At 62.1% G+C, this 25,043-nt stretch carries 25 protein-coding genes and 1 other RNA gene; 15 read left to right on the top strand and 11 right to left on the bottom strand.

All coding sequences use genetic code 11. The features are described 5' to 3' along the window. The first annotated feature begins 132 nt into the window (after window positions 1-132). On the top strand, window positions 133-801 hold the full coding sequence (locus ACM6JM_RS20230; protein ID WP_103385894.1) for a gamma-glutamylcyclotransferase: 669 nt from the start codon (window positions 133-135) through the stop codon (window positions 799-801). Here ACM6JM_RS20230 and glpT read toward each other — a convergent pair. Continuing rightward, window positions 777-2,126: a glycerol-3-phosphate transporter gene (gene glpT / locus ACM6JM_RS20225; RefSeq protein ID WP_007951819.1), complete on the bottom strand. Its 1,350-nt coding sequence runs from the start codon at window positions 2,124-2,126 to the stop codon at window positions 777-779. The two genes, ACM6JM_RS20230 and glpT, sit on opposite strands and share 25 nt — an antisense overlap. A gap of 338 nt (window positions 2,127-2,464) precedes the next feature. Further along, complete coding sequence (locus tag ACM6JM_RS20220) at window positions 2,465-3,442, bottom strand: NADPH:quinone oxidoreductase family protein (protein ID WP_414882400.1); 978 nt, start codon at window positions 3,440-3,442, stop codon at window positions 2,465-2,467. 150 nt (window positions 3,443-3,592) lie between these two features. Here ACM6JM_RS20220 and ACM6JM_RS20215 point away from each other — a divergent pair, with 150 nt between their 5' ends. Then, the gene (locus ACM6JM_RS20215; RefSeq protein ID WP_007951814.1) at window positions 3,593-4,000 is read left to right on the top strand and encodes a flagellar basal body-associated protein FliL; all 408 of its coding nucleotides are present in this window, start codon (window positions 3,593-3,595) and stop codon (window positions 3,998-4,000) included. Window positions 4,001-4,156: 156 nt separating this feature from the next. Here the strand turns inward: ACM6JM_RS20215 and ACM6JM_RS20210 are convergent, their stop codons facing one another. After that, a complete protein-coding gene (locus ACM6JM_RS20210; RefSeq protein ID WP_414882399.1) occupies window positions 4,157-4,609 on the bottom strand; it encodes an EVE domain-containing protein in 453 nt (150 codons plus the stop codon). Between the two features lie 197 nt (window positions 4,610-4,806). Here ACM6JM_RS20210 and ACM6JM_RS20205 point away from each other — a divergent pair, with 197 nt between their 5' ends. Continuing rightward, window positions 4,807-4,962 (top strand): hypothetical protein, encoded by a 156-nt coding sequence (locus ACM6JM_RS20205; protein WP_007911192.1) that lies wholly within the window; start codon window positions 4,807-4,809, stop codon window positions 4,960-4,962. A 35-nt stretch (window positions 4,963-4,997) separates the two neighbouring features. Here ACM6JM_RS20205 and ACM6JM_RS20200 read toward each other — a convergent pair whose 3' ends face one another. The 4 genes from ACM6JM_RS20200 to ACM6JM_RS20185 all read right to left on the bottom strand — a co-directional run bounded on the left by ACM6JM_RS20200 (window position 4,998) and on the right by ACM6JM_RS20185 (window position 6,416). After that, entirely contained in the window at window positions 4,998-5,603 is a 606-nt protein-coding gene (locus ACM6JM_RS20200; protein ID WP_039765344.1) for a 5-formyltetrahydrofolate cyclo-ligase, read from the bottom strand. A gap of 80 nt (window positions 5,604-5,683) precedes the next feature. Then, a non-coding RNA gene (gene ssrS / locus ACM6JM_RS20195) (6S RNA) lies at window positions 5,684-5,862 on the bottom strand. A 30-nt stretch (window positions 5,863-5,892) separates the two neighbouring features. Beyond that, entirely contained in the window at window positions 5,893-6,210 is a 318-nt protein-coding gene (locus tag ACM6JM_RS20190) for a cell division protein ZapA (protein WP_039765346.1), read from the bottom strand. Then, entirely contained in the window at window positions 6,207-6,416 is a 210-nt protein-coding gene (locus tag ACM6JM_RS20185; protein ID WP_007940359.1) for a TIGR02449 family protein, read from the bottom strand. Before ACM6JM_RS20185 ends, ACM6JM_RS20190 begins: the two co-directional genes overlap by 4 nt. 125 nt (window positions 6,417-6,541) lie before the next feature. Between ACM6JM_RS20185 and ACM6JM_RS20180 the strand changes: the two genes are divergently transcribed. From ACM6JM_RS20180 to gcvP, 10 genes are all read left to right on the top strand, one after another. Beyond that, entirely contained in the window at window positions 6,542-7,102 is a 561-nt protein-coding gene (locus ACM6JM_RS20180; RefSeq protein WP_039765349.1) for a YecA family protein, read from the top strand. 27 nt (window positions 7,103-7,129) lie between these two features. Continuing rightward, window positions 7,130-8,464: a Xaa-Pro aminopeptidase gene (gene pepP / locus ACM6JM_RS20175; RefSeq protein ID WP_039765352.1), complete on the top strand. Its 1,335-nt coding sequence runs from the start codon at window positions 7,130-7,132 to the stop codon at window positions 8,462-8,464. Then, window positions 8,461-9,648, top strand: coding sequence for a 2-octaprenyl-6-methoxyphenyl hydroxylase (ubiH, locus tag ACM6JM_RS20170; protein ID WP_011336470.1), 1,188 nt, complete (start codon window positions 8,461-8,463; stop codon window positions 9,646-9,648). Before pepP ends, ubiH begins: the two co-directional genes overlap by 4 nt. Further along, window positions 9,641-10,126 (top strand): DUF4442 domain-containing protein, encoded by a 486-nt coding sequence (locus ACM6JM_RS20165; RefSeq protein WP_074690061.1) that lies wholly within the window; start codon window positions 9,641-9,643, stop codon window positions 10,124-10,126. The genes ubiH and ACM6JM_RS20165 overlap by 8 nt, the downstream gene beginning before the upstream one ends. A gap of 9 nt (window positions 10,127-10,135) precedes the next feature. Further along, window positions 10,136-11,353, top strand: a complete 1,218-nt coding sequence (locus ACM6JM_RS20160; RefSeq protein ID WP_414882473.1) for a 2-octaprenyl-3-methyl-6-methoxy-1,4-benzoquinol hydroxylase — start codon at window positions 10,136-10,138, stop codon at window positions 11,351-11,353. A gap of 107 nt (window positions 11,354-11,460) precedes the next feature. Beyond that, on the top strand, window positions 11,461-12,465 hold the full coding sequence (locus tag ACM6JM_RS20155; RefSeq protein WP_007951802.1) for an extracellular solute-binding protein: 1,005 nt from the start codon (window positions 11,461-11,463) through the stop codon (window positions 12,463-12,465). Between the two features lie 163 nt (window positions 12,466-12,628). After that, complete coding sequence (locus ACM6JM_RS20150; RefSeq protein WP_039765360.1) at window positions 12,629-14,245, top strand: ABC transporter permease; 1,617 nt, start codon at window positions 12,629-12,631, stop codon at window positions 14,243-14,245. A 157-nt stretch (window positions 14,246-14,402) separates the two neighbouring features. Continuing rightward, window positions 14,403-15,485: a glycine cleavage system aminomethyltransferase GcvT gene (gene gcvT, locus ACM6JM_RS20145; RefSeq protein WP_414882398.1), complete on the top strand. Its 1,083-nt coding sequence runs from the start codon at window positions 14,403-14,405 to the stop codon at window positions 15,483-15,485. A gap of 49 nt (window positions 15,486-15,534) precedes the next feature. Next, window positions 15,535-15,918, top strand: coding sequence for a glycine cleavage system protein GcvH (gcvH, locus tag ACM6JM_RS20140; protein ID WP_103385899.1), 384 nt, complete (start codon window positions 15,535-15,537; stop codon window positions 15,916-15,918). A 134-nt stretch (window positions 15,919-16,052) separates the two neighbouring features. Further along, window positions 16,053-18,926: an aminomethyl-transferring glycine dehydrogenase gene (gcvP, locus tag ACM6JM_RS20135; protein ID WP_414882397.1), complete on the top strand. Its 2,874-nt coding sequence runs from the start codon at window positions 16,053-16,055 to the stop codon at window positions 18,924-18,926. A 52-nt stretch (window positions 18,927-18,978) separates the two neighbouring features. Here gcvP and ACM6JM_RS20130 read toward each other — a convergent pair whose 3' ends face one another. From ACM6JM_RS20130 to ACM6JM_RS20120, 3 genes are all read right to left on the bottom strand, one after another. After that, window positions 18,979-19,296, bottom strand: coding sequence for a DUF2388 domain-containing protein (locus tag ACM6JM_RS20130; protein ID WP_007951791.1), 318 nt, complete (start codon window positions 19,294-19,296; stop codon window positions 18,979-18,981). A gap of 69 nt (window positions 19,297-19,365) precedes the next feature. Then, window positions 19,366-21,150 carry a GspE/PulE family protein gene (locus tag ACM6JM_RS20125; RefSeq protein WP_414882396.1) on the bottom strand — a complete coding sequence of 595 codons (1,785 nt, stop codon included), beginning with the start codon at window positions 21,148-21,150 and terminating at the stop codon, window positions 19,366-19,368. 90 nt (window positions 21,151-21,240) lie between these two features. Continuing rightward, a complete protein-coding gene (locus tag ACM6JM_RS20120; protein ID WP_039765371.1) occupies window positions 21,241-21,579 on the bottom strand; it encodes a hypothetical protein in 339 nt (112 codons plus the stop codon). A gap of 126 nt (window positions 21,580-21,705) precedes the next feature. Between ACM6JM_RS20120 and ACM6JM_RS20115 the strand changes: the two genes are divergently transcribed. After that, entirely contained in the window at window positions 21,706-22,176 is a 471-nt protein-coding gene (locus ACM6JM_RS20115; RefSeq protein ID WP_007951785.1) for an Lrp/AsnC family transcriptional regulator, read from the top strand. Window positions 22,177-22,334: 158 nt separating this feature from the next. Here ACM6JM_RS20115 and ACM6JM_RS20110 read toward each other — a convergent pair whose 3' ends face one another. Continuing rightward, window positions 22,335-23,705, bottom strand: coding sequence for an inorganic triphosphatase (locus tag ACM6JM_RS20110; RefSeq protein ID WP_007951783.1), 1,371 nt, complete (start codon window positions 23,703-23,705; stop codon window positions 22,335-22,337). A gap of 156 nt (window positions 23,706-23,861) precedes the next feature. On the opposite strand from ACM6JM_RS20110, the gene argE reads away from it, so the two are divergent. Then, the gene (gene argE / locus ACM6JM_RS20105; RefSeq protein WP_085667367.1) at window positions 23,862-25,010 is read left to right on the top strand and encodes an acetylornithine deacetylase; all 1,149 of its coding nucleotides are present in this window, start codon (window positions 23,862-23,864) and stop codon (window positions 25,008-25,010) included. Window positions 25,011-25,043: the final 33 nt, after the last annotated feature.

Genomic DNA, 25,043 nt, shown 5'->3' with positions numbered 1-25,043 from the left:
ATATCAAACAGGCAATCAATTAAGAACTGTGCCATGGCACTCAAATTGCCTTAAAACATATGTGCCTTATTGTTACAGCGGTGCGTTCTATTAAGTAATTCTTCACCCGCGGGGAGCTGAACGCTATTCGCCATGAGCGCCATTGAAAACGCTTTTCTGAACCTGGCTTACCCTCCGCGGCTCGATCTTGGGCCGCAGCTGACGCACGAACAACTTCTCGCATCCATGCAATCGACCATGGCACGCCACAAGGGCGGGCCGGTTTGGCTGTTCGCCTACGGTTCGCTGATCTGGCGGCCGGAATGCACAGCCGTGGAGCGGGTGCGTGGGCGCGTGCATGGCTATCACCGTGGCTTGTACTTGTGGTCCCACGAGCATCGCGGCACGCCGGAAATGCCGGGTCTGGTCTTTGGTCTGGATCGTGGCGGCTCGTGCAGCGGCTTCGCCTACCGGTTGCCGGAAGACAATCTGGACAGCGCGCTGTATGCGTTGTGGAAACGCGAAATGCCGTTCCCGTCCTATCGGCCACACTGGCTCAACTGCCGACTCGAAGATGGCAGCCAGGTTCAGGCGTTGGGATTCGTATTGGAGCGACACCTGCCCAGCTATGCCGGCAACTTGCCGGATCATGTGCTGAGCCAGGTGTTCGAAAGCGCTTGCGGGCGGTACGGCACGACTCGCGATTATGTCGAGCAGACCGCTCTCGCCCTGCGCAGCCACGCCATGCCAGACCGGAATCTGGAGGCGCGGCTCAAGCGCTGTAAGTCAAAGGCTGATCAGGCGACTGCTTCGCGGCTCTGACTGGCGACTTGCTTGTGCCACAGGGTCGGGGCCAGGAAGGCCATCGACAGCAGGCAAGCGCCCACCAGCAGCACGAAACCGCCATCCCAGCCGAAGTGGTCCACGGTGTAGCCCATCGCTGCACTGGCCGCGACCGAACCACCCAGATACCCGAACAGACCGGTGAAGCCCGCAGCGGTGCCGGCGGCTTTCTTCGGCGCCAGTTCCAGCGCCTGCAGACCGATCAGCATCACCGGGCCATAGATCAGGAAGCCGATGGAGAACAGCGCGATCATGTCGACGGTCGGGTTACCGGCCGGGTTCAGCCAGTACACCAGGGTCGCGACGGTCACCAATGCCATGAACACCATACCGGTCAGGCCACGGTTGCCACGGAAGATCTTGTCCGACATCCAGCCGCACAGCAGCGTGCCCGGAATCCCCGCCCACTCGTAGAAGAAATAGGCCCACGAGGTTTTATCCACGGTGAAACCCTTGGCTTCTTTCAGGTAGGTCGGCGCCCAGTCCAGCACGCCGTAGCGCAGCAGGTAGACGAAGACGTTGGCCATGGCGATGTACCAGAGCATTTTGTTGCGCAGCACGTATTTGACGAAGATTTCCTTGGCGCTGAATTCGTCTTCGTGGCTGGCGTCGTAGCCTTCCGGGTAGTCGTTCTTGTACTTCTCGATCGGCGGCAGGCCGACCGATTGCGGGGTGTCACGCATGGTCACGAAAGCGAACACCGCTACTGCCAGAGCCACGGCGGCCGGGACGTAGAACGCTGCGTGCCAGTCGTTGAACAGGCCCATGCCGATCAGGAACAGCGGGCCGATCAGACCGCCACCGACGTTATGCGCCACGTTCCACACCGACACCACGCCGCCACGTTCCTTCTGCGACCACCAGTGCACCATCGTGCGTCCGCTCGGCGGCCAGCCCATGCCCTGGGCCCAACCGTTGATGAACAGCAGGATGAACATCATGGTCACGCTGGAGGTTGCCCAAGGCGCGAAACCGAAAATGAACATGACCCCGGCCGATACCAGCAGGCCGAACGGCAGGAAGTAACGCGGGTTGGAGCGGTCGGACACCAGGCCCATGAGGAACTTGGACAGACCGTACGCGATGGCGATTGCCGACATCGCCAGACCCAGATCGCCACGGCTGTAGCCTTCGTCGATCAGGTACGGCATGGCCAGCGAGAAGTTCTTGCGCAGCAGGTAGTAACCCGCATAGCCAAAGAAGATGCCGGCGAAGATCTGCCAACGCAGGCGTCGGTAGGTGCTGTCGATTTTTTCTTCAGGCAATGGAGCCTGATGTGCGGCAGGACGAAAGAAAGCAAACATTCAAGAGCTCCAGATTTCTTGTTTTGACTGCGGATGCGAATGTTACAGTTTCGTTACCGAAAATAGCACCGCTTCCCATCGGCAAAACAGTGGAAATGTTGGATGTCGCACGTTCCTTTATGAACATGTCGCTCAGATATAAGTGCAGGGCGTTGTGGGAATGGTTACCTCCGCAGCTTCCTGCCGGGTTTCAGGATTTTGCAGGACGCAGGTTTGAGAAATGTCCTGCGAGCAATGCAGAAGGTGCTTTCTGTTTGAGGCTGCCGGCACATTTGCAGCCTGGAATGTTCTGAGGGGCGATCCGGAAGTGGGCATCAATTCCGGGTCGCCCGAGCAGGTCAGCGCACTTGCACCACAACCTTGCCTACAGCCTTGCGCTGCCCGAGATCATTGATCGCCTGCGCGGCATTGCCCAGCGGATAGACCTGCGACACCAGCGGCTTCAGCTTGCCCTCGGCAAACCAGCCGAACAATTGCTGGAAATTCGCCGCGTTGTCCTGCGGCTGGCGCTGGGCGAAGGAACCCCAGAACACGCCGAGTACCGCAGCGCCCTTGAGCAGGGCGAGGTTGACCGGCAGTTCGGGAATGCGTCCGCTGGCGAAACCGACCACCAGCAGGCGGCCGTTCCAGGCGATGGCGCGGACAGCCTGATCGAAAAGGTCACCGCCGACCGGGTCGTAGATCACGTCGGCGCCATGGCCGTCGGTCAGGCGCTTGATCTCGTCCTTGAGGCTGGTTTCGCTGTAGTTGATCAGTTCGTCTGCCCCGGCAGCCTTGGCCACCGCGAGTTTTTCCGCGCTGCTGGCGGCGGCGATCACCCGCGCGCCCATGGCTTTGCCGATTTCCACGGCGGCCAGGCCAACGCCGCCGGAGGCGCCGAGTACCAGCAGGGTTTCGCCCGGTTGCAGATTGCCGCGCTGCTTGAGGGCGTGCATCGACGTGCCGTAGGTCATGCTGAAGGCGGCGGCGGTGTTGAAATCCATCGATGGCGGGATCGGCAGCACGTTGTAGCCCGGCACTGCGACCTGCTCGGCGAAGCTGCCCCAGCCGGTCAGTGCCATGACCCGGTCACCGACTTTCAGGTGACTGACCTTTTCCCCCACCGCGCTGACCACGCCGGAGGCTTCGCCACCCGGCGAGAACGGGAAGGGCGGCTTGAACTGGTACTTGCCCTCGATGATCAGCGTGTCCGGGAAGTTGACCCCGGCGGCGTGCACGTCCAGCAGGATTTCGTTCTTCTTGGCGACAGGACTGGCGACGTCTTCCAGCACCAGCGATTCGGCAGGGCCGAAGGCTTTGCACAGCACGGCTTTCATCAGGGCTATTCCTTTGGGAGTGATGGCCGATAAGTGTAGGTGTGGCAGTCAACGGGTCAACGAGCATGCCCGGCCCTGATAGTCCGCCATAAGCTTGTGCTTGCGCGGCGGGTCGTTATGCTAGGCCGCAAACCGGATAAGGAGCGAATTGTGAAAGCGTGGATCATGTTGTTGCTGGCCCTGTCTCTGCCTGTGGCAGCGCTGGCCGAAGAAGCCAAAGAGGGCGAGGCGCCGAAGGTCAACTACATCACCCTGAGCCCGCCGTTTGTGGGCAACTACGGGCTGGATGGCACCCCGAAACTCAAGGTCTACAAGGCCGACGTGGCACTGCGGGTGACCGGCGAAGAGGCGACCAAACTGGTCAAGGCCAATGAACCGCTGATCCGCAATCAGCTGGTGGCGCTATTCACTCAGCAGACCACCGATGCGATGGGCAGCATCGAGGGCAAGGAAAAACTGCGTCAGGAAGCCTTGAAACAGACCCAGCAAGTGATGAACGACGAGACCGGCAAGCCGGTGGTTGAAGACCTGTTGTTCAACAACCTGATCATTCAGTAACAACTTTGCTGTCCGGCCCGGCCCCTTCGCGAGCAAGTCGAATCGTCGCACCGCAGCTCCCATAGGTATTTCTGGTGGTCACAAATTATGTGTTCACTAAAAATCCCTGTGGGAGCTGGCTTGCCAGCGAAGGCATCTTGTCAGGCGAAGGATGATTCAGGGTTTGAGCGCCATCACCGCCGCCCACTGCTTGGCAGTCACCGGCATCACCGACAGCCGCGAACCCTTTTGCACCAGCGGCATCTCGGCCAGCGCGGTCTGCTGCTTCAGATAATCCAGCTTCAAGACCCGGTTGAATGTCTCTACGTGGGCGACATCGATCGCGCTCCAGGCGTTTTTCTCCGGCGTGGCTTTCGGATCGAAGTAATGGCTTTCCGGTTCCAGTGCGGTGGGATCCGGGTACGCGGCTTCGATTATTTTGCCGATTCCGGCAATCCCCGGCTCCGGGCAGCTGGAATGGTAGAAAAAGAATTCATCCCCGACCGCCATGGCCCGCAGGAAATTGCGCGCTTGATAGTTGCGAACCCCGTCCCAGCGCGCTTTGCCGAGCTTTTCCAGGCCCTTGATCGAGAGCTCGTCGGGCTCGGATTTCATCAGCCAGTAGGCCATGGTGTGTGCTCCTCAAGCGGTCATTGGGCAGGTTGTCCGGCAATTTTATGACAAACCGACGGTCGGTTGACGTCAGCATTTGCGCGACGGTTCACGTTGTCGCAAAATGCCGGCCTTTAAAGCTTGACGCTGCTGCACGGCCTACGAATGGAAACCGCTGCTGTCATCGTGATGATGTGCCTTGAGGGGGGCAATCGATGAAACGCAAACCGGATTTGCTGTGGACTTTGGTAATTTTGTTCGGTCTGGGCGTCGTGACCACCGGTTATGCGCAAAGTCTGTGGGCCAACAAGGCCGATGCACCGATTGAAGTGGCGCAACAAGTACAACAGTCGACAGCCTTCAAGCGCTGAAACTGCCTTTTCGACGCCGTTGATCCGCGCGGCGTCTATCCTGCGAAATACCACGCCTTGTCCGTCACCGTTCCCTGCAACGGTACATCCCAGCTCGCCTGCGCCAGCCGTTCGACTTTCTGACATTCATGGGCCAGTCCCAATAGCGTCGGCTTGCGCCAGTTCTGGCGTCGGGCCAGATAGGCCAGGCTGCGATCGTAGAATCCGCCGCCCATGCCCAGGCGCCCGCCGACATCGTCGAATCCCACCAGTGGCAACAACACCAGGTCCAGTGCCCAGACCTTGCGCTGACGGGCCAGATTGGCGCGCGGCTCAAGAATGCGGAAACGGTTGGGTTTGAGCTTTTCGCCGGGGCGGATCTGCTGAAAGACCATTTTGGTCCGTGGCCAGGCACTGAGCACCGGCAGGTAGGTTTTCTTGCCGCGACGCTGGGCAGCGCTGAGCAACAGGCGCGGGTCGATTTCACCGTCGGTGGGCAGGTACAGGGAAATGTGTTTCGCCCGGCGAAAGTGCGGGTTTTGTGCCAGTTGTTTATACAGGCCTTCGGCGGCCTGGCGTTGTTCGCTTCGCGTCAGCGAGCGGCGGGCCTTGCGCAACAGGCGGCGCAGTTGGGGGCGGGGCAGCAACGCGGGTTCGGTCATGGTTCGGCTTCGGCAGGGTGGGACGAAAACGTACGCATAAAAAATCCGATGCCGGCATGCACCGGCATCGGATTCGAATCAGGCTCCCCGGATGAGCCGCTGTCGACTTAGCCCTTGAACCCGAGAGTTCAAGGTGGAGGATGCAGTAGGCTTTAAGGCTTTCCGTCTGGCGGACATGCACACCAGCCCAACGTGCAACCCCCAGGGTAGTGCAAATCGGCTCAGGGACATCGTCAACTGGCAAGCACCCCAGGGAGTGCGGCGAGTATAACTCAAGCGGCCTGGCGAATCAGCCCTTGGTGACGTCCGGATCGGTCGCCAGCACCAGATCGACACGATCGAGCAAGTCACGCACCTGTTCACGGGTCGAACCGCTGGCCTGGATGTCCGGACGCTCTTCTTTGTGCAAGAGGTCGTGGGTGATGTTCAGCGCGGCCATCACGGCGATGCGGTCGGCGCCGATGACTTTGCCGCTGCTGCGGATCTCGCGCATCTTGCCGTCCAGGTAGCGGGCGGCGCTGATCAGATTGCTGCGCTCTTCCTGGGGGCAGATGATCGAATACTCTTTGTCGAGGATCTGCACGGTAACGCTATTGCTTGAACTCATGAGTCTTGCTCCAGGGCCTTGAGGCGCGAAATCATCGATTCGACCTTACGCCGGGCGATTTCGTTTTTTTCAATGAGGTGCGCGCGTTCCTCGCGCCAGGTCTTTTCCTGAGCAAGTAAGAGTGCATTTTGACTCTTTAGTTGCTCGACTCGGGTAATCAGCAGTTCGAGTCTGGCCATCAGCGCTTGCAGGTCGGTGTCTTCCATTGTGTCCACTGATTCGGTCTGATGGGTTTGGCTGGCGGACAGCCTTTAATGGTCTTGGCGAGTCTGTCGATGTAGGATACAAGGCCTTCATTCTAGACATAGCGCCGTCTGGCGCCTAGCTGCCCATGCCCATTCAGAATTCCCCGTACCAAGGCTTTGCCACCCTGCTGAACTCCAGCGGTCACTCCGTTTCGCCTGCCGAACTGCACGGCCTGTTGCTGGGCCGCAGTTGCGCTGGCGCCGGCTTCAATGCCGAAGAGTGGCTGATCGATGCCGCCGAGCTGCTCGAGAGTGAGCCGCAGGACAACGTCCGCAACGCGCTGATCGGTCTGCAGGAAATGGTCAAGAGCGAACTCACCGGCGATGACGTCACCGTGGTTCTGCTGTTGCCGAACGATGACACGCCTCTGGCCGAGCGTGCCGCCGCGCTGGGCGAATGGTGCCAGGGCTTCCTCACCGGGTTCGGCCTGAACTGCCGCGACAGCAGCATGCTGAGCACCGAGGCCACGGAAGTGTTGCAGGATCTTGCAGCGATCTCCCAGGTGCAAGACGCACTGGAAGAATCCGAAGACGGCGAAAGCGACTATATGGAAGTCATGGAGTACCTGCGTGTCGCTCCGCTGCTGCTGTTCTCCGAAACCAAAAAGGCCGACGTGCCGCCAGCGGCCAAGCCGTCGCTGCACTGATCGCGTGCCAGGGAAAGCCATCTGCCCATGATCCATATCCCGAAAGCGGAATACGCCCGGCGCCGCAAGGCGCTGATGGCGCAGATGGAACCCAACAGTATCGCGATCCTGCCGGCCGCCGCGGTCGCCATCCGCAACCGCGACGTCGAGCACGTCTATCGCCAGGACAGCGACTTCCAGTACCTCAGCGGTTTCCCCGAGCCACAGGCGGTCATCGTCCTGATGCCCGGTCGCGAACACGGCGAGTACGTGCTGTTCTGCCGTGAACGCAACGCCGAACGCGAACTCTGGGACGGCCTGCGCGCCGGCCAGGAAGGCGCGATCCGCGATTTCGGCGCCGATGACGCTTTCCCCATCACCGACATCGACGACATCCTGCCGGGCCTGATCGAAGGCCGCGACCGGGTGTATTCGGCCATGGGCAGCAACCCGGAATTCGACCGCCACCTGATGGACTGGATCAACGTGATCCGCTCCAAGGCGCACCTCGGCGCCCAGCCGCCGAACGAATTCGTTGCTTTGGATCACCTGCTGCACGACATGCGCCTGTATAAATCGGCGGCAGAAGTGAAGGTGATGCGCGAGGCCGCGCGGATTTCCGCCCAGGCCCACATCCGGGCGATGCAGGCCAGCCGGGCCGGGCTGTATGAGTACAGCCTCGAAGCCGAACTGGATTACGAGTTCCGCAAGGGCGGGGCGAAGATGCCGGCCTACGGTTCGATCGTCGCTGCCGGGCGCAACAGCTGCATCCTGCATTACCAGCAGAATGACGCGCTGCTCAAGGACGGCGATCTGGTGCTGATCGACGCCGGTTGCGAGATCGACTGCTACGCCAGCGACATCACCCGCACCTGGCCGGTCAACGGTAAGTTTTCCGCCGAGCAGAAAGCGATCTACGAACTGGTGCTGGCTTCGCAGGAAGCGGCATTCGCCGAAATCGCTCCGAACAAGCACTGGAACCAGGCGCACGAAGCCACGGTTCGGGTCATCACCACCGGGCTGGTGAAGCTGGGGTTGTTGCAGGGCGAAGTCGACGAGTTGATCGCCTCCGAGGCCTACAAGGCGTTTTACATGCACCGCGCCGGTCACTGGCTCGGGATGGATGTGCATGACGTTGGCGAATACAAGGTCGGCGGCGAATGGCGGGTGCTGGAAGTCGGCATGGCGCTGACCGTGGAGCCGGGCATCTACATCGCCCCGGACAATCAGAACGTAGCGAAGAAATGGCGCGGCATTGGCGTGCGCATCGAGGATGACGTGGTAGTGACCAAGAGCGGTTGTGAAATCCTGACCGGCGGCGTGCCGAAAACCGTCGCCGAGATCGAAGCCCTGATGGCGCAAGCACGGACCTGCGCGGCATGAGTCGGGTCAATCTGGCAATCATCGGTGGCGGTCTGGTCGGCGCCAGTCTGGCGTTGGCCTTGCAGGCCGGGGCCAAGGCCCGTGGCTGGAAGATCGTGCTGATCGAACCGTTCGCCCCCGGTGACACCTGGCAGCCAAGCTACGACGCGCGCTCCTCGGCGCTGTCTTTCGGTTCGCGGCAGATTTATCAGCGGCTGGGCGTGTGGCAGGAAATCTCCCGCCGCGCCGAGCCGATCAAACAGATTCACGTGTCCGACCGTGGTCGGTTCTCCACTGCTCGCCTGTCGGCGATGGAAGAGGGCGTTCCGGCGCTCGGCTATGTCGTTGAAAACGCCTGGCTCGGCCAGTGCCTGTGGCAGCACCTCGACAAAGACGTGATCAGTTGGCGCTGCCCGGCGGAAGTTTCCCGCATGGAGCCGCTGCCCGACGGCTATCGGCTGACCCTCAACGATGAAACCACGGTCGAATGCGATCTGGCGGTGCTCGCCGATGGCGGCCGTTCCGGTCTGCGCGAGCAACTGGGCATCAACGTGCGCAAGCGCCCGTACAACCAGAGCGCGCTGATCGCCAACATCACCCCGAGCGAAGCGCACAACGGCATGGCGTTCGAGCGCTTCACCGACGAAGGCCCGATGGCGCTGCTGCCGCTGCCGGAAAACCGCTGCGCGCTGGTCTGGACCCGTCTGGGCATGGACGCGCAACGTCTGGCCGACCTGAGCGAGCGTGATTTCCTCAGCGAGCTGCAAGGTGTGTTCGGCTACCGTCTCGGCACTCTGAAACAGGTTGGCGCGCGGCATCTGTATCCGCTGTCGCTGGTGGAGGCGGAAGAGCAGGTGCGTTCGCATCTGGCCGTTCTCGGCAACGCCGCCCACAGCCTGCACCCAATTGCCGGGCAGGGTTTCAACCTGTCCCTGCGCGATGCCGATGCGTTGGCCGCCGCGCTGCTGGCCAGCGACAAACCGCTGGGGGATTTCGCCACGTTGCAGGCCTATCGCGAGCGTCAGCGCCTCGATCAGGACCTCACCGTCGGTTTCTCCGATCAGGTCACGCGCCTGTTCGGCAGTACCCAGCCGCTGGTATCGCTGGGGCGCAACATCGGTCTGCTCGGCCTTGATCTGCTGCCGCCGGCCAAACGCTGGTTCGCCCGTCAGGCCATGGGACTGGGGACGCGGCCGGATGCGTGAGTGGCTGATCAAACAGTTTGGCAAGGCGCGGCTGATGCGCTGGATCATGACGTTTTACCCGCCGTACTTCGGCGCCGGTGTCCGGGTGCAGCACATCAGCGATGACTTTCGTGACATCCGGGTCTCGATGGGCCTGGGCTGGTACAACCGCAATTACGTTGGCACCCAGTTCGGCGGCAGTCTGTATTCGATGGTCGACCCGTTCTTCATGTTGATGCTCATGGAGAATCTCGGCTCGAAGTACATTGTCTGGGACAAGGCTGCCGACATTGATTTCATATCGCCGGGCAAAGGCCCGGTGTTCGCCCGGTTCAACATCGACGACACCCTGCTCGACGAGATCCGTCGGCAGACCGCCAGTGGCGAGAAATACCTGCCGCAGTTGCAGGTCGACATTCATGACGGCGCCGGCAACCTGGTGGCGCGGGTCGGTAAAACCCTTTACGTGCGGCTCAAGCCGCCAGCGAGACAGGCTTAAAGCATGGAAATGCGCGCGGATGTGCTGATTGTCGGAGCCGGAATGGTCGGCAGTGCCCTGGCGCTGGCGTTGCAGGGCAGCGGGCTGGAAGTCCTGTTGCTCGACGGCAGCCCGCTGAGCGTCAAACCCTTCGACGGCGATGCGCCGTTCGAGCCGCGGGTGAGCGCGCTGTCGGCGGCCAGCCAGCGGATCCTCGATCGCCTCGGCGTATGGGACGGCATCGTCAACCGACGCAGCAGCCCGTACACCGACATGCACGTCTGGGACGGCAGCGGCACCGGCCAGATTCACTTCTCGGCCAGCAGCGTGCACGCCGAGGTGCTCGGCCACATTGTCGAAAACCGCGTGGTCCAGGATGCCTTGCTCGACCGTCTGCACGATTGCGACCTGGGTCTGCTGGCCAATGCGCGGCTGGAGCAGATGCGCCGTTCCGGTGACGACTGGCTGCTGACCCTGGCCGACGGCCGCACTTTGCGCGCGCCGCTGGTGATCGCGGCGGACGGCGCCAATTCTGCCGTGCGCCGTCTGACCGGTGTCGCCACCCGCGAATGGGACTACTTGCACCATGCCATCGTCACCAGCGTGCGCAGCAGCAAGCCGCACCGTATGACCGCGTGGCAGCGTTTCACCGATCACGGGCCGCTGGCGTTTCTGCCGCTGGAGCGTGACGGTCAGCAGGACTGGTGCTCGATCGTCTGGTCGACCACGCCGAGCGAAGCCGAACGGCTGATGGCGCTGGATGAGGCGGATTTCTGCCGCGAGCTGGAGCGCGCGTTCGAAGGTTGCCTCGGCGAGGTCATCAGCGCCGACCCGCGCCTGTGTGTGCCGTTACGTCAACGCCACGCCAAACGCTACGTGGCCGAAGGCCTGGCGCTGATCGGCGATGCCGCGCACACCATTCACCCGTTGGCGGGGCAGGGTGTGAACCTTGGCTTCCTCGACGCCGCAGTGCTGGCTGAAGTGCTGCTGCAAGCGCACGAACGCGGCGAACGCCTGGCGGACGTGAAAGTCCTGAGCCGCTACGAACGCCGGCGCATGCCGCACAATCTGGCGCTGATGGCGGCGATGGAAGGCTTCGAGCGGTTGTTCCAGGCCGATCCGCTGCCTCTGCGCTGGTTGCGCAACACCGGACTGAAAATCGTTGAGCAGATGCCTGAGGCCAAGGCGTTGTTCGTGCGTGAAGCATTGGGTCTGACCGGCGACTTGCCGGCCTTGGCCAAGGCCTGACAAATGTTGTGCAACATCTGGTAACTCCTTGGGAAAGTGTTCGATTGAGCTGGTAAATGTGAGTCCTTATCATTTGGGCCACTTTTCCCGACCGAGAGACCGCTCCCATGTTGGCATCCAAGCGTGTTCTGACCGCACTGGCCCTGACCCTGATCGGCAGCACCGCCGCCCAGGCCGCCGACGAGGTGGTGGTCTACTCCTCGCGTATCGATGAGCTGATCAAGCCGGTGTTCGATGCCTACACCGCCAAGACCGGGGTGAAGATCAAGTTCATCACCGACAAGGAAGCGCCGCTGATGCAGCGGATCAAGGCCGAAGGCGAGAACGCCACCGCCGACCTGCTGCTGACCGTCGATGCCGGCAACCTCTGGCAGGCCGAGCAGATGGGCATTCTCCAGCCGTTCACCTCGAAAACCATCGACACCAACATTCCCCTGCAATATCGCTCGTCCAGCCACGCCTGGACCGGCCTGAGCCTGCGCGCACGGACCATCGCCTACTCCACCGAACGGGTGAAACCGGGCGAACTGACCACCTACGAAGCACTGGCCGACAAGAACTGGGAAGGTCGCCTGTGCCTGCGCACGGCGAAGAAGGTCTACAACCAGTCGCTGACCGCCACCATGATCGAAGTCCACGGTGCCGAAAAGACCGAGAAGATCCTCAAGGGCTGGGTCAACAACCTGTCCACCGACGTGTTCTCCGACGACGTCGCGGTGCTGGAAGCGATCAACGCCGGCCAGTGCGACGTCGGCATCGTCAACACCTACTACTACGGTCGCCTGCACAAGCAGAAGCCGGAACTGCCGGTGAAACTGTTCTGGCCGAACCAGGCGGATCGTGGTGTGCACGTCAACCTGTCGGGCATCGGCCTGACCAAACATGCGCCGCACCCGGAAGCGGCCAAGGCTTTGGTCGAGTGGATGACCACGCCTGAGGCGCAGAAGATCTTTGCCGACGTGAACCAGGAGTTCCCGGCCAATCCAGCGGTGAAGCCTTCGGAAGAAGTGGCGGCGTGGGGACAGTTCGTGGCTGATACGCTGCCGGTTGAAGTGGCGGGCAAGCGTCAGGCTGAAGCGATCCGGATGATGGATCGGGCGGGTTGGAACTGAGTCATTCCTGACAGCACTGTTTGATCGTTCCCACGTCGAACCGTCTGCGTGGGAATGCAGCCCTCGGCGCTCTGCGTCGCATCATCGACAGCGTGACGCGGAGCGTCACAGAATGTGTGCCCACGCAGAGCGTGGGCACAATCATTTGAACGAGACTGTTTCCTTGGCCCACCCCGCCCAACGCCGCTGGTACCCCATCGTCTTCGCCATCGCCGCATTGGTGCTGCTCCCCCTCAGCGTGCTCCTGCTCTCATGGCAAACCATCGATCACCAGATCTGGTCGCACCTCTGGGAAACCCAGATGCCACGCCTGCTGGGCAACACCCTGACACTGGTCTTCGGCGTAGGCATCGGCGTAACCCTGCTGGGCGTAAGCCTCGCCTGGCTCACCAGCCTCTGCGAATTCCCCGGTCGCCGCTGGCTCGACTGGGCGCTGATGCTGCCGTTCGCCATCCCGGCCTACGTGCTGGCATTCGTCTTCGTCGGACTGCTGGACTTCGCAGGCCCCGTGCAAACCCTGCTGCGCGAATGGTTCGGCAGCGGCCTGCGCCTGCCGCGAGTGCGCTCCACCGGTGGCGTGATTCTGGTGCTGGTGCTGGTGTTTTATCCCTACGTTTATCTATTGGCGCGTACTGCGTTCCTGGCTCAGGGCAAGGGCCTGATGGAAGCGGCGCGAGTGCTCGGTCAGTCACCGTGGCAAGCGTTCTGGCGTGTCGCATTGCCGATGGCGCGGCCGGCCATCGGTGCTGGTGTGGCGCTGGCACTGATGGAAACGCTGGCGGATTTCGGTGCGGTGTCGGTGTTCAACTTCGACACCTTCACCACTGCCATCTACAAGACCTGGTACGGCTTTTTCAGTCTGCCCAGCGCTGCGCAACTGGCCAGCCTGTTGCTGCTGGTGGTGATGCTGGTGCTGTACGGCGAACGTCGCGCGCGCGGCGCCAATCGGGCGAGCAACGAGCGACCACGGGTCAAGGCGCTGTATCACCTGCGCGGGCCCAAGGCCTGGGCGGCGACCGGTTGGTGCGGTCTGGTGTTCGCCTGTGCATTTGTCATTCCGGTGCTGCAACTGGTGGTGTGGTTCTGGCAGCGCGGGCGATTCGACCTGGATGAGCGCTACGCCGGGCTGATTCTCCATACGCTGTATCTGGGCGGCATGGCCGCGTTGATCACAGTCAGCGTGGCGATGTTGTTGGCCTTCGCCCGGCGTCTGGCGCCGACCCGGACGATCAACTCCGCAGTCGGTCTGGCCAATCTCGGTTATGCCTTGCCGGGCTCGGTGCTGGCGGTGTCGATCATGCTCGCGTTCAGCTATCTGGACCGGGAGCTGGTGATTCCGCTGTCCGGCTGGCTTGGCGGGGCGGGCAAGCCGTTGCTGCTGGGCAGTCTGGCGGCGTTGCTGCTGGCGTATCTGGTGCGGTTCGTGGCCGTGGCCTATGGGCCGCTGGAAAGCAGTCTGGCGCGTATACGGCCTTCTTTGCCTGAAGCGGCACGTAGCCTGGGTGTCAGTGGGCCGCGACTGTTTTTCAAAGTGTATCTGCCGTTGCTGCTGCCCGGCACGCTCAGCGCCGCGCTGCTGGTGTTCGTCGACGTGCTCAAGGAAATGCCCGCCACCCTGCTGATGCGCCCGTTTGGCTGGGACACACTGGCGGTGCGGATCTTCGAAATGACCAGCGAAGGCGAATGGGCAAGGGCGTCGTTGCCGGCGCTGACCCTGGTGCTGGTCGGTCTGTTGCCGGTCATCGGACTTATTCGCCGTTCGGCGCATCGAAACACTTAGTCGTCAGTCCTGAATCATGCGGCTACAATGCGCGGCATTCGGTGCGGTCCGTCTGACAGACCCTGTCGCTGAAATCGGCTGAAGGCCCTTTTTTACAGGGTTTTCCGAACCGTGCAGCAGCGCTCCGCACCTTCGCCACGCCCGGAAGGAGAAACCCATGGGACAGCGTACGCCTCTGTATGACCTGCATCTCGCCCTCGGCGCGAAGATGGTCGATTTTGGCGGTTGGGACATGCCCCTGCATTACGGCTCGCAGGTCGAGGAGCACCACGAGGTGCGTCGCGATTGCGGGGTGTTCGATGTTTCCCACATGACCGTGATCGATGTCACCGGCCCCCAGGCCAAGGCCTGGCTTCAGCATTTGCTGGCCAATGACGTCGAACGCCTGCACAGCCCCGGCCGTGCGTTGTACAGCACCATGCTCAACGAGCGCGGCGGCATCGTCGACGACATGATCGTTTACCGCCTCGAAGACGGTTATCGTCTGGTGGTCAACGCCTCCACTCGCGATCAGGATCTGGCCTGGATGCAGGCACAGTTGGGCAGCTTCGATGTTCAGATGACCGAACGCTCCGAGCTGGCGATGCTCGCCATTCAAGGGCCCCATGCCCGGCACAGGATTGCCGAACTGGTGAGCCAGTCCCGCGCCAACCTGATCCAGATGCTCAAGCCTTTCGAGGGCCACGTCGACGGCGACTGGTTCATTGCGCGCACCGGCTACACCGGTGAGGACGGTTTGGAAATTGCCCTGCCGGCCGATCAGGCCCCCGGATTTTTTAACGATCTGGTGGGCGCCGGTATTTCCCCCATTGGCCTCGGCGCTCGCGACACGCTGCGGGTCGAAGCCGGCATGAACCTTTACGGTCAGGACATCCACCAGGACGTTTCGCCACTGGCCTCGAACATGGCCTGGAGCATCGCCTGGGAGCCGACCACGCGCCGGTTCATCGGTCGCGATGCGCTGGAAGCGGAAAAAGCCGCCGGTGTGCAGCACAAACTGGTCGGCCTGGTGCTTGAGGAACGCGGGGTTTTGCGGGCTCATCAGGTGGTTCGTATCGCTGATGTTGGCGAAGGGGAGATCACCAGTGGTAGTTTCTCTCCTACGCTTAGCAAGTCGATTGCCCTGGCGCGTGTACCGATGGCGACTGCCGACCGCGCCGAAGTGGAAATCCGTGGCAAGTGGTATCCGGTACGCGTGGTCAAACCGACCTTCGTACGCCATGGTAAAACCCTGATCTAAACCTTTTCCGGCGGGCACGACCGCTGACAATTTCTTGAGGACACCGAGCATGAGCAACATCCCAGCTGAACTGCGTTTTGCCGAAAGTCATGAATGGGCGCGCCTGGAAGCCGACGGCACCGTCACCGTGGGCATCAGCGATCACGCCCAGGAAGCGTTGGGTGATGTGGTGTTTGTCGAGCTGGCAGAAGTGGGCAAGGTGTTCGCCGCCGGTGATACCGCCGGTGTCGTCGAGTCGGTCAAGGCCGCTTCCGACATCTACTCCCCGGTCGGTGGCGAAGTGATTGCCGTCAACGAAGACCTGGCCGGTTCGCCGGAAGAACTGAACAACGATCCGTACGCCGCGTGGATCTTCAAGCTCAAGCCAAGCGACAAGGCCGAGCTGGACAAGCTGCTTGACGCTGCCGGCTACAAGGCTGCCATCGGCGAATAAGCTGCACGCCAGCCCCCAAAGCCCCGACCCGTCGGGGCTTTTTTCTGCCCGGGACTTTGGCTTTCGGGGTGGCTGCTATGCTGGTTTGACCGTGTTGCATTGACGCTGAGCCGCCAGCCAAGAGAGAGCCCGTCATGTCCCAGTTGCCATCCCTGAGCCAGTTACGCGATCCCCATGCCTTTCCGCGCCGCCACCTCGGCCCCGATGCCGCCGAGCAGCAGGCGATGCTCGACAGCCTCGGCCTCGGCAGCCGGGTCGAACTGATCGAACAGACCGTGCCGCCGGGCATTCGCCTCAACCGCGAGCTGGACCTGCCGCCGGCGCTGGACGAGCAGGCAGCGCTGGCCAAACTGCGTGGTTATGCCGAACAGAACCAGGTCTGGACCAGCCTGATCGGCATGGGCTACCACGGCACCCTGACGCCGACCGTCATCCTGCGCAACGTGCTGGAAAATCCCGGCTGGTACACCGCCTACACGCCTTACCAGCCGGAAATCGCTCAGGGCCGGCTCGAAGCGTTGCTCAACTTTCAGCAATTGACCATTGACCTCACCGGCCTTGAACTGGCCAACGCTTCGCTGCTCGATGAAGCCACCGCCGCCGCGGAAGCCATGGCCCTGGCCAAGCGCGTGGCGAAGTCGAAGAGCAATCTGTTCTTCGTCGACGAAAACTGTCATCCACAAACCATTTCCGTGGTGCAGACCCGCGCCGAAGGCTTCGGCTTCGAGTTGATCGTCGACGCTGTGGATAACTTGAAGCAGCACCAGGTATTCGGCGCGCTGCTGCAATACCCCGACACCCACGGCGAGATCCGTGACCTGCGACCCTTGATCGATCACCTGCACGCGCAGCAGGCGCTGGCCTGCGTGGCGACCGACCTGTTGAGTCTGTTGCTGCTGACCCCGCCGGGCGAACTGGGTGCCGACGTGGTGTTCGGCTCATCCCAGCGCTTCGGCGTGCCGATGGGTTACGGCGGCCCGCACGCGGCGTTTTTCGCCAGTCGCGAGGAATACAAACGAGCGATTCCCGGGCGGATCATCGGCGTGTCGAAAGATGCTCGCGGCAACGTCGCGCTGCGCATGGCCCTGCAAACCCGCGAGCAGCATATTCGTCGGGAGAAGGCCAATTCGAACATCTGCACTGCCCAGGTCCTGTTGGCCAACATCGCCAGTTTCTATGCGGTCTATCACGGCCCGGAAGGACTGAAACGAATCGCCCAGCGCGTGCACCGGCTGACCTGCATTCTCGCCGCCGGGCTCGAACGCCATGGCATCCAGCGCCTCAACCAACACTTCTTCGACACGCTGACGCTGGACGTGGGCGGGGCGCAAACCGCGATCATCGAAAGCGCCCGGGCCGCGCAGATCAACCTGCGCATCCTCGGTCGTGGCCGACTGGGTCTGAGCCTTGACGAGACCTGTGATGAAAGCACCGTGGCCAGACTGTTCGATGTGCTGCTGGGCGCCGATCACGGGTTGAACGTCGCTGATCTCGACGCTGAAACGCTGACCTCCGGCATTCCCGACGCGCTGCAACGCAGCACGCCGTACCTGCGTCATCCGGTGTTCAACGCCCACCACAGCGAAACCGAGATGCTGCGCTACCTCAAGCAACTGGAGAACAAGGATCTGGCGCTTAACCAGTCGATGATTCCGCTGGGCTCCTGCACCATGAAACTCAACGCCACCAGCGAGATGATCCCGATCACCTGGCCGCAATTCGCCAACCTGCACCCGTTCGTGCCCCGGGAGCAGGCCGTTGGTTACACGCTGATGATCGAAGAGCTGGAGCGCTGGCTGTGCGCTATCACCGGGTTCGATGCGATCTGCATGCAGCCCAACTCCGGCGCCCAGGGCGAGTACGCCGGGTTGCTGGCGATCCGCAAATATCACGAGAGCCGCCAGCAGGGTGGGCGCGACATCTGCCTGATTCCTTCTTCGGCCCACGGCACCAACCCGGCCTCGGCGCAGATGGCCGGGATGCGCGTGGTGATTGTCGAGTGTGACGACGCCGGCAACGTCGATCTGGAGGACTTGAAAGCCAAGGCGTCCGAGGCCGGGGCCAAGCTGTCGTGCCTGATGGCGACCTACCCGTCGACTCATGGTGTGTACGAGGAAGGCATCAGCGAAATCTGCGAAGTTATCCACCAGCACGGCGGCCAGGTGTACATGGACGGCGCCAACCTCAATGCCCAGGTCGGGTTGGCGCGGCCGGCGGACATTGGCGCCGACGTGTCACACATGAACCTGCACAAGACCTTCTGCATACCCCACGGCGGAGGCGGGCCGGGCATGGGGCCGATTGGTGTGCGTGCGCATCTGGCGCCGTTCGTTGCCAACCATCCGGTGGTGCCGATCGACGGGCCGCAACCGCAGAACGGAGCGGTCAGTGCCGCGCCGTGGGGCAGTGCGAGCATTCTGCCGATCAGCTGGATGTACATCGCGATGATGGGGCCGCAACTGGCGGATGCCAGCGAGGTGGCGATCCTCGCGGCCAATTATCTGGCGCAGCATCTATCCGGTGCTTTCCCCGTTCTGTACACCGGCCGCAACGAGCGAGTCGCCCACGAATGCATTCTGGATCTGCGGCCGCTGAAAGCGCAGACCGGCATCAGCGAAGAAGACGTCGCCAAACGCCTGATGGATTACGGCTTCCACGCGCCGACCATGTCATTCCCGGTGCCAGGCACCTTGATGGTCGAGCCGACCGAGAGCGAGTCCAAGGCCGAACTGGATCGCTTCATCGGCGCGATGCTGAGCATCCGCGCAGAAATCACCGAGGTGCAGAACGGCAACTGGCCGGCCGAGGACAACCCGCTCAAACGGGCGCCGCATACCCTGGCCGATATCACCGGCGTGTGGGAGCGGCCGTACAGCATCGAGCAGGGCATCACGCCGGATGCACACACCAAGGCGCACAAGTATTGGCCGGCAGTGAACCGGGTCGATAACGTCTACGGCGACCGCAACCTGTTCTGCGCTTGCGTGCCGGTGGACGATTACCGCTGATCAGCGGGCAAAAAAATGCCGCTCATGTAGAGCGGCATTTTTTTTGAGCCTCTTATTCCGACGCCACGGCATTCTTCGCCAGGATCGCGTTCGCCAGTTCCATATCGGTGGCCTGCAGGCCCGGGTTGTCGGCGCGGACTTTCTGCATCGCCGCTTCCAGGTACGGGCCACGGATACCGCCGTCGCTGGCGACGAAGCTGCCCGCGTCGTCCTGGGCGGCAACGATCAGTTTGTGATCCTTGAAGGTCAGGTAGGTCGAGCCGGTGGTGGCACCGGACGAAATGACGTTACGCCAAAAGCTGTCGGCCATCGCTGAACCAACAGGGAGGGACAGCAAGGCGAGGGTGGCGACAGCAAGTTTGAGACGCATGTTGGGTGACTCCACTGGTGTTGAATAACCGCTTGGATCGCCGTTTCCCCGATCCGGTTCCGTGAGCGGCTATTTCTGCTCGCTCTGTGGTGTCACCCGCAATACTTCTTCAAGAGTTGTCAGCCCCGCCGCGACTTTCTGCGCGCCGGACAATCGCAGGCTGCGCATGCCTTCCTTGAACGCCTGCCGACGGATCGCGGTGAGATCGGTGTCGGGGCTGATCAAGGCCTTGAGGCTGTCGCTCAGTTGCATGATTTCGTAGACCCCGGCGCGCCCGTGATAACCGGTGTCGCGACACTCCAGGCAACCGATGGCCCGTTGCGCATTGCCCGGCAGCGGCGCCTGCCACGGCCGGGTCAGGGTTTGCCAGTCTTCTTCATCAAGAGTCAGCGGCGCCTTGCAGTGCGGGCACAGGGTTCGCACCAGTCGTTGCGCCATCACACCGAGCACGGTGGCCTTGATCAGGTAATGCGGCACGCCGAGTTCCAGCAGACGGCTGATGGCGCTCGGCGCGTCGTTGGTGTGCAGGGTCGAGAGCACCAGGTGCCCGGTCAGCGCCGCCTGGATCGCCATTTCGGCGGTTTCCAGGTCACGGATCTCGCCGATCATGATGATGTCCGGGTCCTGCCGCATCAGCGCGCGCACACCGGCGGCGAAGGTCAGGTCGATGTTGTGCTGGACCTGCATCTGGTTGAAGGCCGGCTCGACCATCTCGATCGGGTCTTCGATGGTGCAGAGGTTGACCTTCGGGGTCGCCAGTTTTTTCAGCGTGGTGTACAGCGTGGTGGTCTTTCCGGAACCGGTCGGGCCGGTGACCAGGATGATGCCGTTGGGCTGGCGGGTCATGTCCTGCCAGCGGCGCAGGTCGTCGGCGGAAAAGCCAAGTTGATCGAAATCCTTGAGCAGCACCTCCGGGTCGAAGATTCGCATGACCATTTTTTCGCCGAACGCGGTGGGCAGGGTCGACAGCCGCAACTCGACTTCACCGCCGTCCGGAGTCTTGGTCTTGACCCGGCCGTCCTGGGGTTTGCGTTTCTCGGCGACGTTCATCCGGCCAAGGCTTTTCAGGCGGCTGACGATGGCCATCGTTACCTGCGGCGGAAATTGATAGACGTTGTGCAGCACGCCGTCGATGCGAAAACGCACCGTGCCTTGTTCGCGCCGGGGTTCGATGTGGATATCGCTGGCCCGTTGCTGGAAGGCGTACTGGAACAGCCAGTCGACGATGTTGACGATGTGCGCATCGTTGGCGTCCGGCTCCTGATCGCTGGCGCCGAGGTTGAGCAGTTGCTCGAAGTTGCCGAGGTTGCCGCCCTGCGCATCGGCATTGCTGGCGCCGCTGACCGATTTGGCGAGGCGGAAGAACTCGACGCTGAAACGCTGAATGTCCGCCGGGTTGGCCACCACTCGCTTGATCGGCAATTTGAGGACGTGAGTCAGATCCGCCTCCCAGCCGCTGACATAGGGCTGAGCGCTGGCCACGGTCACCGCGTCTCGGTCGACCGATACCGCGAGGATCTTGTGGCGCTGGGCGAAGGCATAGGACATCAGCGGCGTGATGGCGGCGACGTTGATCTTCAGCGGATCGATTCGCAGGTACGGCTGGCCGGCCTGCTGCGCCAGCCACAGGGTCAGGCTTTCCAGGTCGAGGTGTTTGCCCGGACGGCTGAGGTCGTCCAGTTGCTGGCTGGCGATGAATTCCAGCGGGTGCTTCTGGCCGTGGGCGGCATGCCGGCGCCGGGCATTCAGCGCCTGCTCGGCCGAGTCCTGGCTGATGAAACCCTGGGCGACCAGTTCACGCAGTACCTCATTGAGATCCAGCCAGCGGTCCTGAGTGGCGAGTTGAACGGACATGCGGGCTCCTTTTGAACGACAGTGCGCAAAGGATAGTCGTGGCCCCACCGACCGTTGGGCCACTACCCGACGAAGACGTTTCGGTTCTTGTCAGCCGGCCGCCTGCGCCGGTGCATCCCACGCCGCGTCGGGATTTTGCAGGTTCACCGAGCAGACGCTGATCAGGTTACGAAGTTTTTCCGCGATCACCTGGGCGCGGTGCCAGCTCAGGCCGCTCATGACGATGTCGATCGACAGCAAGTCGTCCAGCCGCTGGACATTGAGCTGTTCCGGGGTGAGGCACTGCAAGGCGAACAGGTTCAGCACCCGCACCAGCAAATCCGGCTCGGCCTCGGCCAGGATCTGGTATTGCGCAAGGCAATGGGCGTTGCTGGCGTTCCACACATCGGCACGGGGCGCAGGGGTGTTGACGGCTTCGAGGTGTGGCATGGCAGGTCTCCGGAATCAGTGGAGGAATTTTTACATTCGATGCCGGGCATTTCTTGTCTAAGATGAGCCGATTACGTTATTGATCGGGTGGATCAATTCGAGTTTGGCTGAATTTGAGGATTATTTATGCACAGCGAGCTGGACAGCTACGACCGGCGCATTCTCGCCCTGCTGCAAGAGGACGCTTCCTTGTCCAGCGCACAGATCGCCGAACAGGTGGGCCTTTCGCAGTCGCCGTGCTGGCGGCGGATTCAGCGGATGAAGGAGGAGGGGATCATTCGTGGTCAGGTGACATTGCTTGATCGCAAGAAGATCGGCCTGAACACGCAGATCTTCGCCGAGATCAAACTCAACGCCCACGGCCGTTCGAACTTCACTGAGTTCACCGAGGCGATTCGCGGCTTTCCCGAAGTGCTGGAGTGTTACGTGCTGATGGGGGCGGTGGATTTTCTGTTGCGGATTGTCGCGGCGGACATCGAGGCGTATGAGCGGTTCTTTTTCGAGAAGCTGTCACTGGTGCCGGGGATTCAGGAAGTGAACTCGATTGTGGCGTTGTCGGAGATCAAGTCGACGACGAGTTTGCCGGTACTGCGCTGATCACGCGGGGGATGATCGTTCCCACGCTCCGCGTGGGAATGCCTCAATGGACGCTCTGCGTCCGCTTTGGGACGCGGAGCGTCCCGGGCTGCATTCCCCACGCAGACGGTTCGACGCCTCGACGTGGGAACGATCACAGTCTGCTGGCAATGGCGGTGTTACATGCGCAGCAGCATTTTCCAGGCACGGTTCTGGTAAACCGCAATCGCCTGATGCTTGCGTGCATCGAGCAGTTCGTCGGTGATGGTCGGTTCGTTGGCCAGTTGCGCGAGTTTGTTCAGCTCGCCGTACAGGCGATCCATTTCCGGGATCTCCAGCACGTTGCGCGCGTGGTGCAGCCAGACCTGGATGCGTTCGATGCGCGGCAATTGCTCGGCCAGATCTTCCGGCTGCTGCTGATAACGCTGCAGTTGCAGCGAAGTGGCTTCTTCGCCCAGCAGGCGCGGCAGCCAGCTTTGCAACTGCGCGGCACCCTGACGATTGCCACGGGTGTTGCGGTCAGCCGTCCAGGTACGGGCCAGCAACCAGCGCGAAGCGTTCAGCGAGAACAGGCCCCAGCGCGGGTCTTCCAGTTCTTCGAGGAACTGCTCCGGCGCGGCCTTGCGCACGTCTTCGTCTTCGATGCCGACCTGCACCAGCGGACGCCAGTCTTCCAGCAGGGCATCGAGGGCAACGCGCAAGTCGTGGGTCGACGGACGCGGTGCGGCCTGGCCGAGGCTGCTCAGCAGGGCGCGCATTTCCGCGAGGTTCTCGACCCAGTCCTGCAGCAGGCGCCAGTGGCCGTTGAAGCGATACTGTTCGGCCAGACGCTGGCTGCTGCCGAGCAAGTGCCAGGCCAGGGCGGCGAAGGCGTCGTCCAGCGGGGTTTCAGCGGTAATGGCCGGCGCCGGCAGGCTCAGCGAGTAGCTGTTGGCGTCGTACAGGCGATAGCCGCGCTCGGCCTTGCTGATGTCGCACGGCATCAGGGCCAGGGTTTCGGCCAGTTCGGCGGCCAGTTCCAGCAGCGCGGCAGGCTCGCCTTCGCGCAGCTCCAGTTCCAGCTCGCAGATTTCTTCTTTCTGTTTGCCGACTACCACGTGGCCCAGGTCCAGCGCGGCTTCGATGACCACTTTGGTCTTGCCACGGCCCCAGGCGATTTCGGCACGCTCGCGGACGAAATCGGTGGTGAAGATCGGCTTCAGGGTTTTCTTGTCCAGCTCGGCGAGGGACTCGGGCCAGCATTCACCGTCGAGTTTTTTCACGTCGAGCTTGGCTTTGGGCAGGTTCCAGTCGTACTCGTTACGCTCGGACAGGCCGGCGACGCTCTGGCCACGGGTCTTGAGGGTCTGAATCACCTCTTCGCCGTCCTTGCGCAGGCGCAGGGCAACCTTGGCCCGGGCCAGGTCACGCTCAGGCGTGTCGAAGTACTGATTCATCAACTCACGGCGTTCCCAGCCACTTTTGTTGCGTTTTTTCAGGAGAGGGTGCTCGCGCAGGGCGGCGAGGGTTTCGCGGCTGACGCGGAGTTTGATTTCGGTTTCTTTCTGCATGGCCGGAAAATCCAGGATCGGGAGCGCAGCCGGGGGAATGTGTGGCTGCCAAGGCCGTGCAGTGTACAGGACTGAACCTTCCTACGCTTTGCGGCGGTTTATTCTCGGCGCCGGATGGTTCTATGATGAACCTCAATTCGGGAGTTGGAGTCAGCGATGCCTTTGCCGTCCATGCAAGACCAGTTCGCTGCACTGATCGCCGCGCCGTCGGTCAGTTGCACCCAGCCGGGCCTCGACCAGTCCAACCGGGCGGTGATCGATCTGCTCGCGGGCTGGCTCGGCGACCTGGGTTTCAGCTGCGACATCCAGCAGGTCAACCCCGGCAAATTCAATCTGCTCGCCAGTTTCGGCAGCGGCCCCGGCGGGCTGGTGCTGGCCGGACACAGCGACACGGTGCCGTACGACGATGCGCTGTGGAAAACCGACCCGCTGAAACTCACCGAAGTCGACGGCCGCTGGGTCGGCCTCGGCAGTTGCGACATGAAGGGCTTCTTCGCCCTGATCATCGAAGCCGTGCAACCGCTGCTCGATCAATCGTTCAAGCAGCCGCTGCTGATCCTCGCTACCTGCGATGAAGAAAGCTCGATGTCCGGTGCCCGTGCGCTGGCCGAAGCGGGGCGACCGCTGGGCCGGGCGGCAGTGATCGGCGAGCCGACCGGGCTCAAGCCGATCCGCATGCACAAGGGCATCATGATGGAGCGCATCGATATCCTCGGGCAGAGCGGCCATTCGTCGGATCCGCGCCTGGGGCACAGTGCACTCGAAGCGATGCACGATGCCATCGGCGAACTGCGCGGCCTGCGCCTGCTGTGGCAGCGCGAATTCAACAACCCGCAGTTCAGCGTGCCGCAACCCACCATGAACTTCGGCTGTATCCACGGGGGCGACAACCCGAACCGCATCTGCGGCCAGTGTTCGCTGGAATTCGATCTGCGGCCGTTGCCGGGGATGGACCCGAACGTCTTGCGCAGCGAGATCCTGCGCAAACTCAACCCGGTCGCCGAGCGGCATAAAGTGAAGATCGATTACGCGCCGCTGTTTCCCGAAGTGCCGCCGTTCGAGCAGGCCGAAGACGCGGAACTGGTGCGAATTGCCGAAAAACTCACCGGCCACAAGGCCGAAGCGGTAGCGTTCGGCACCGAAGCGCCTTATCTTCAGCGCCTTGGCTGCGAAACCATCGTACTCGGCCCCGGCGACATCGGCTGTGCGCACCAACCGGGCGAGTACCTCGAAATGTCACGTTTGCAGCCTACCGTGCATCTATTGCGGCAGTTGATCGAACATTACTGTCTCAAAGCTGTATAAATTGCCCAAACACCCACCCGTATTCATGAGGAG

The organism is Pseudomonas sp. IT-P2, assembly GCF_949767575.1.
GTDB lineage: Bacteria > Pseudomonadota > Gammaproteobacteria > Pseudomonadales > Pseudomonadaceae > Aquipseudomonas > Aquipseudomonas pharyngis.
This window is presented reverse-complemented; position numbering and strand designations above follow the sequence as displayed.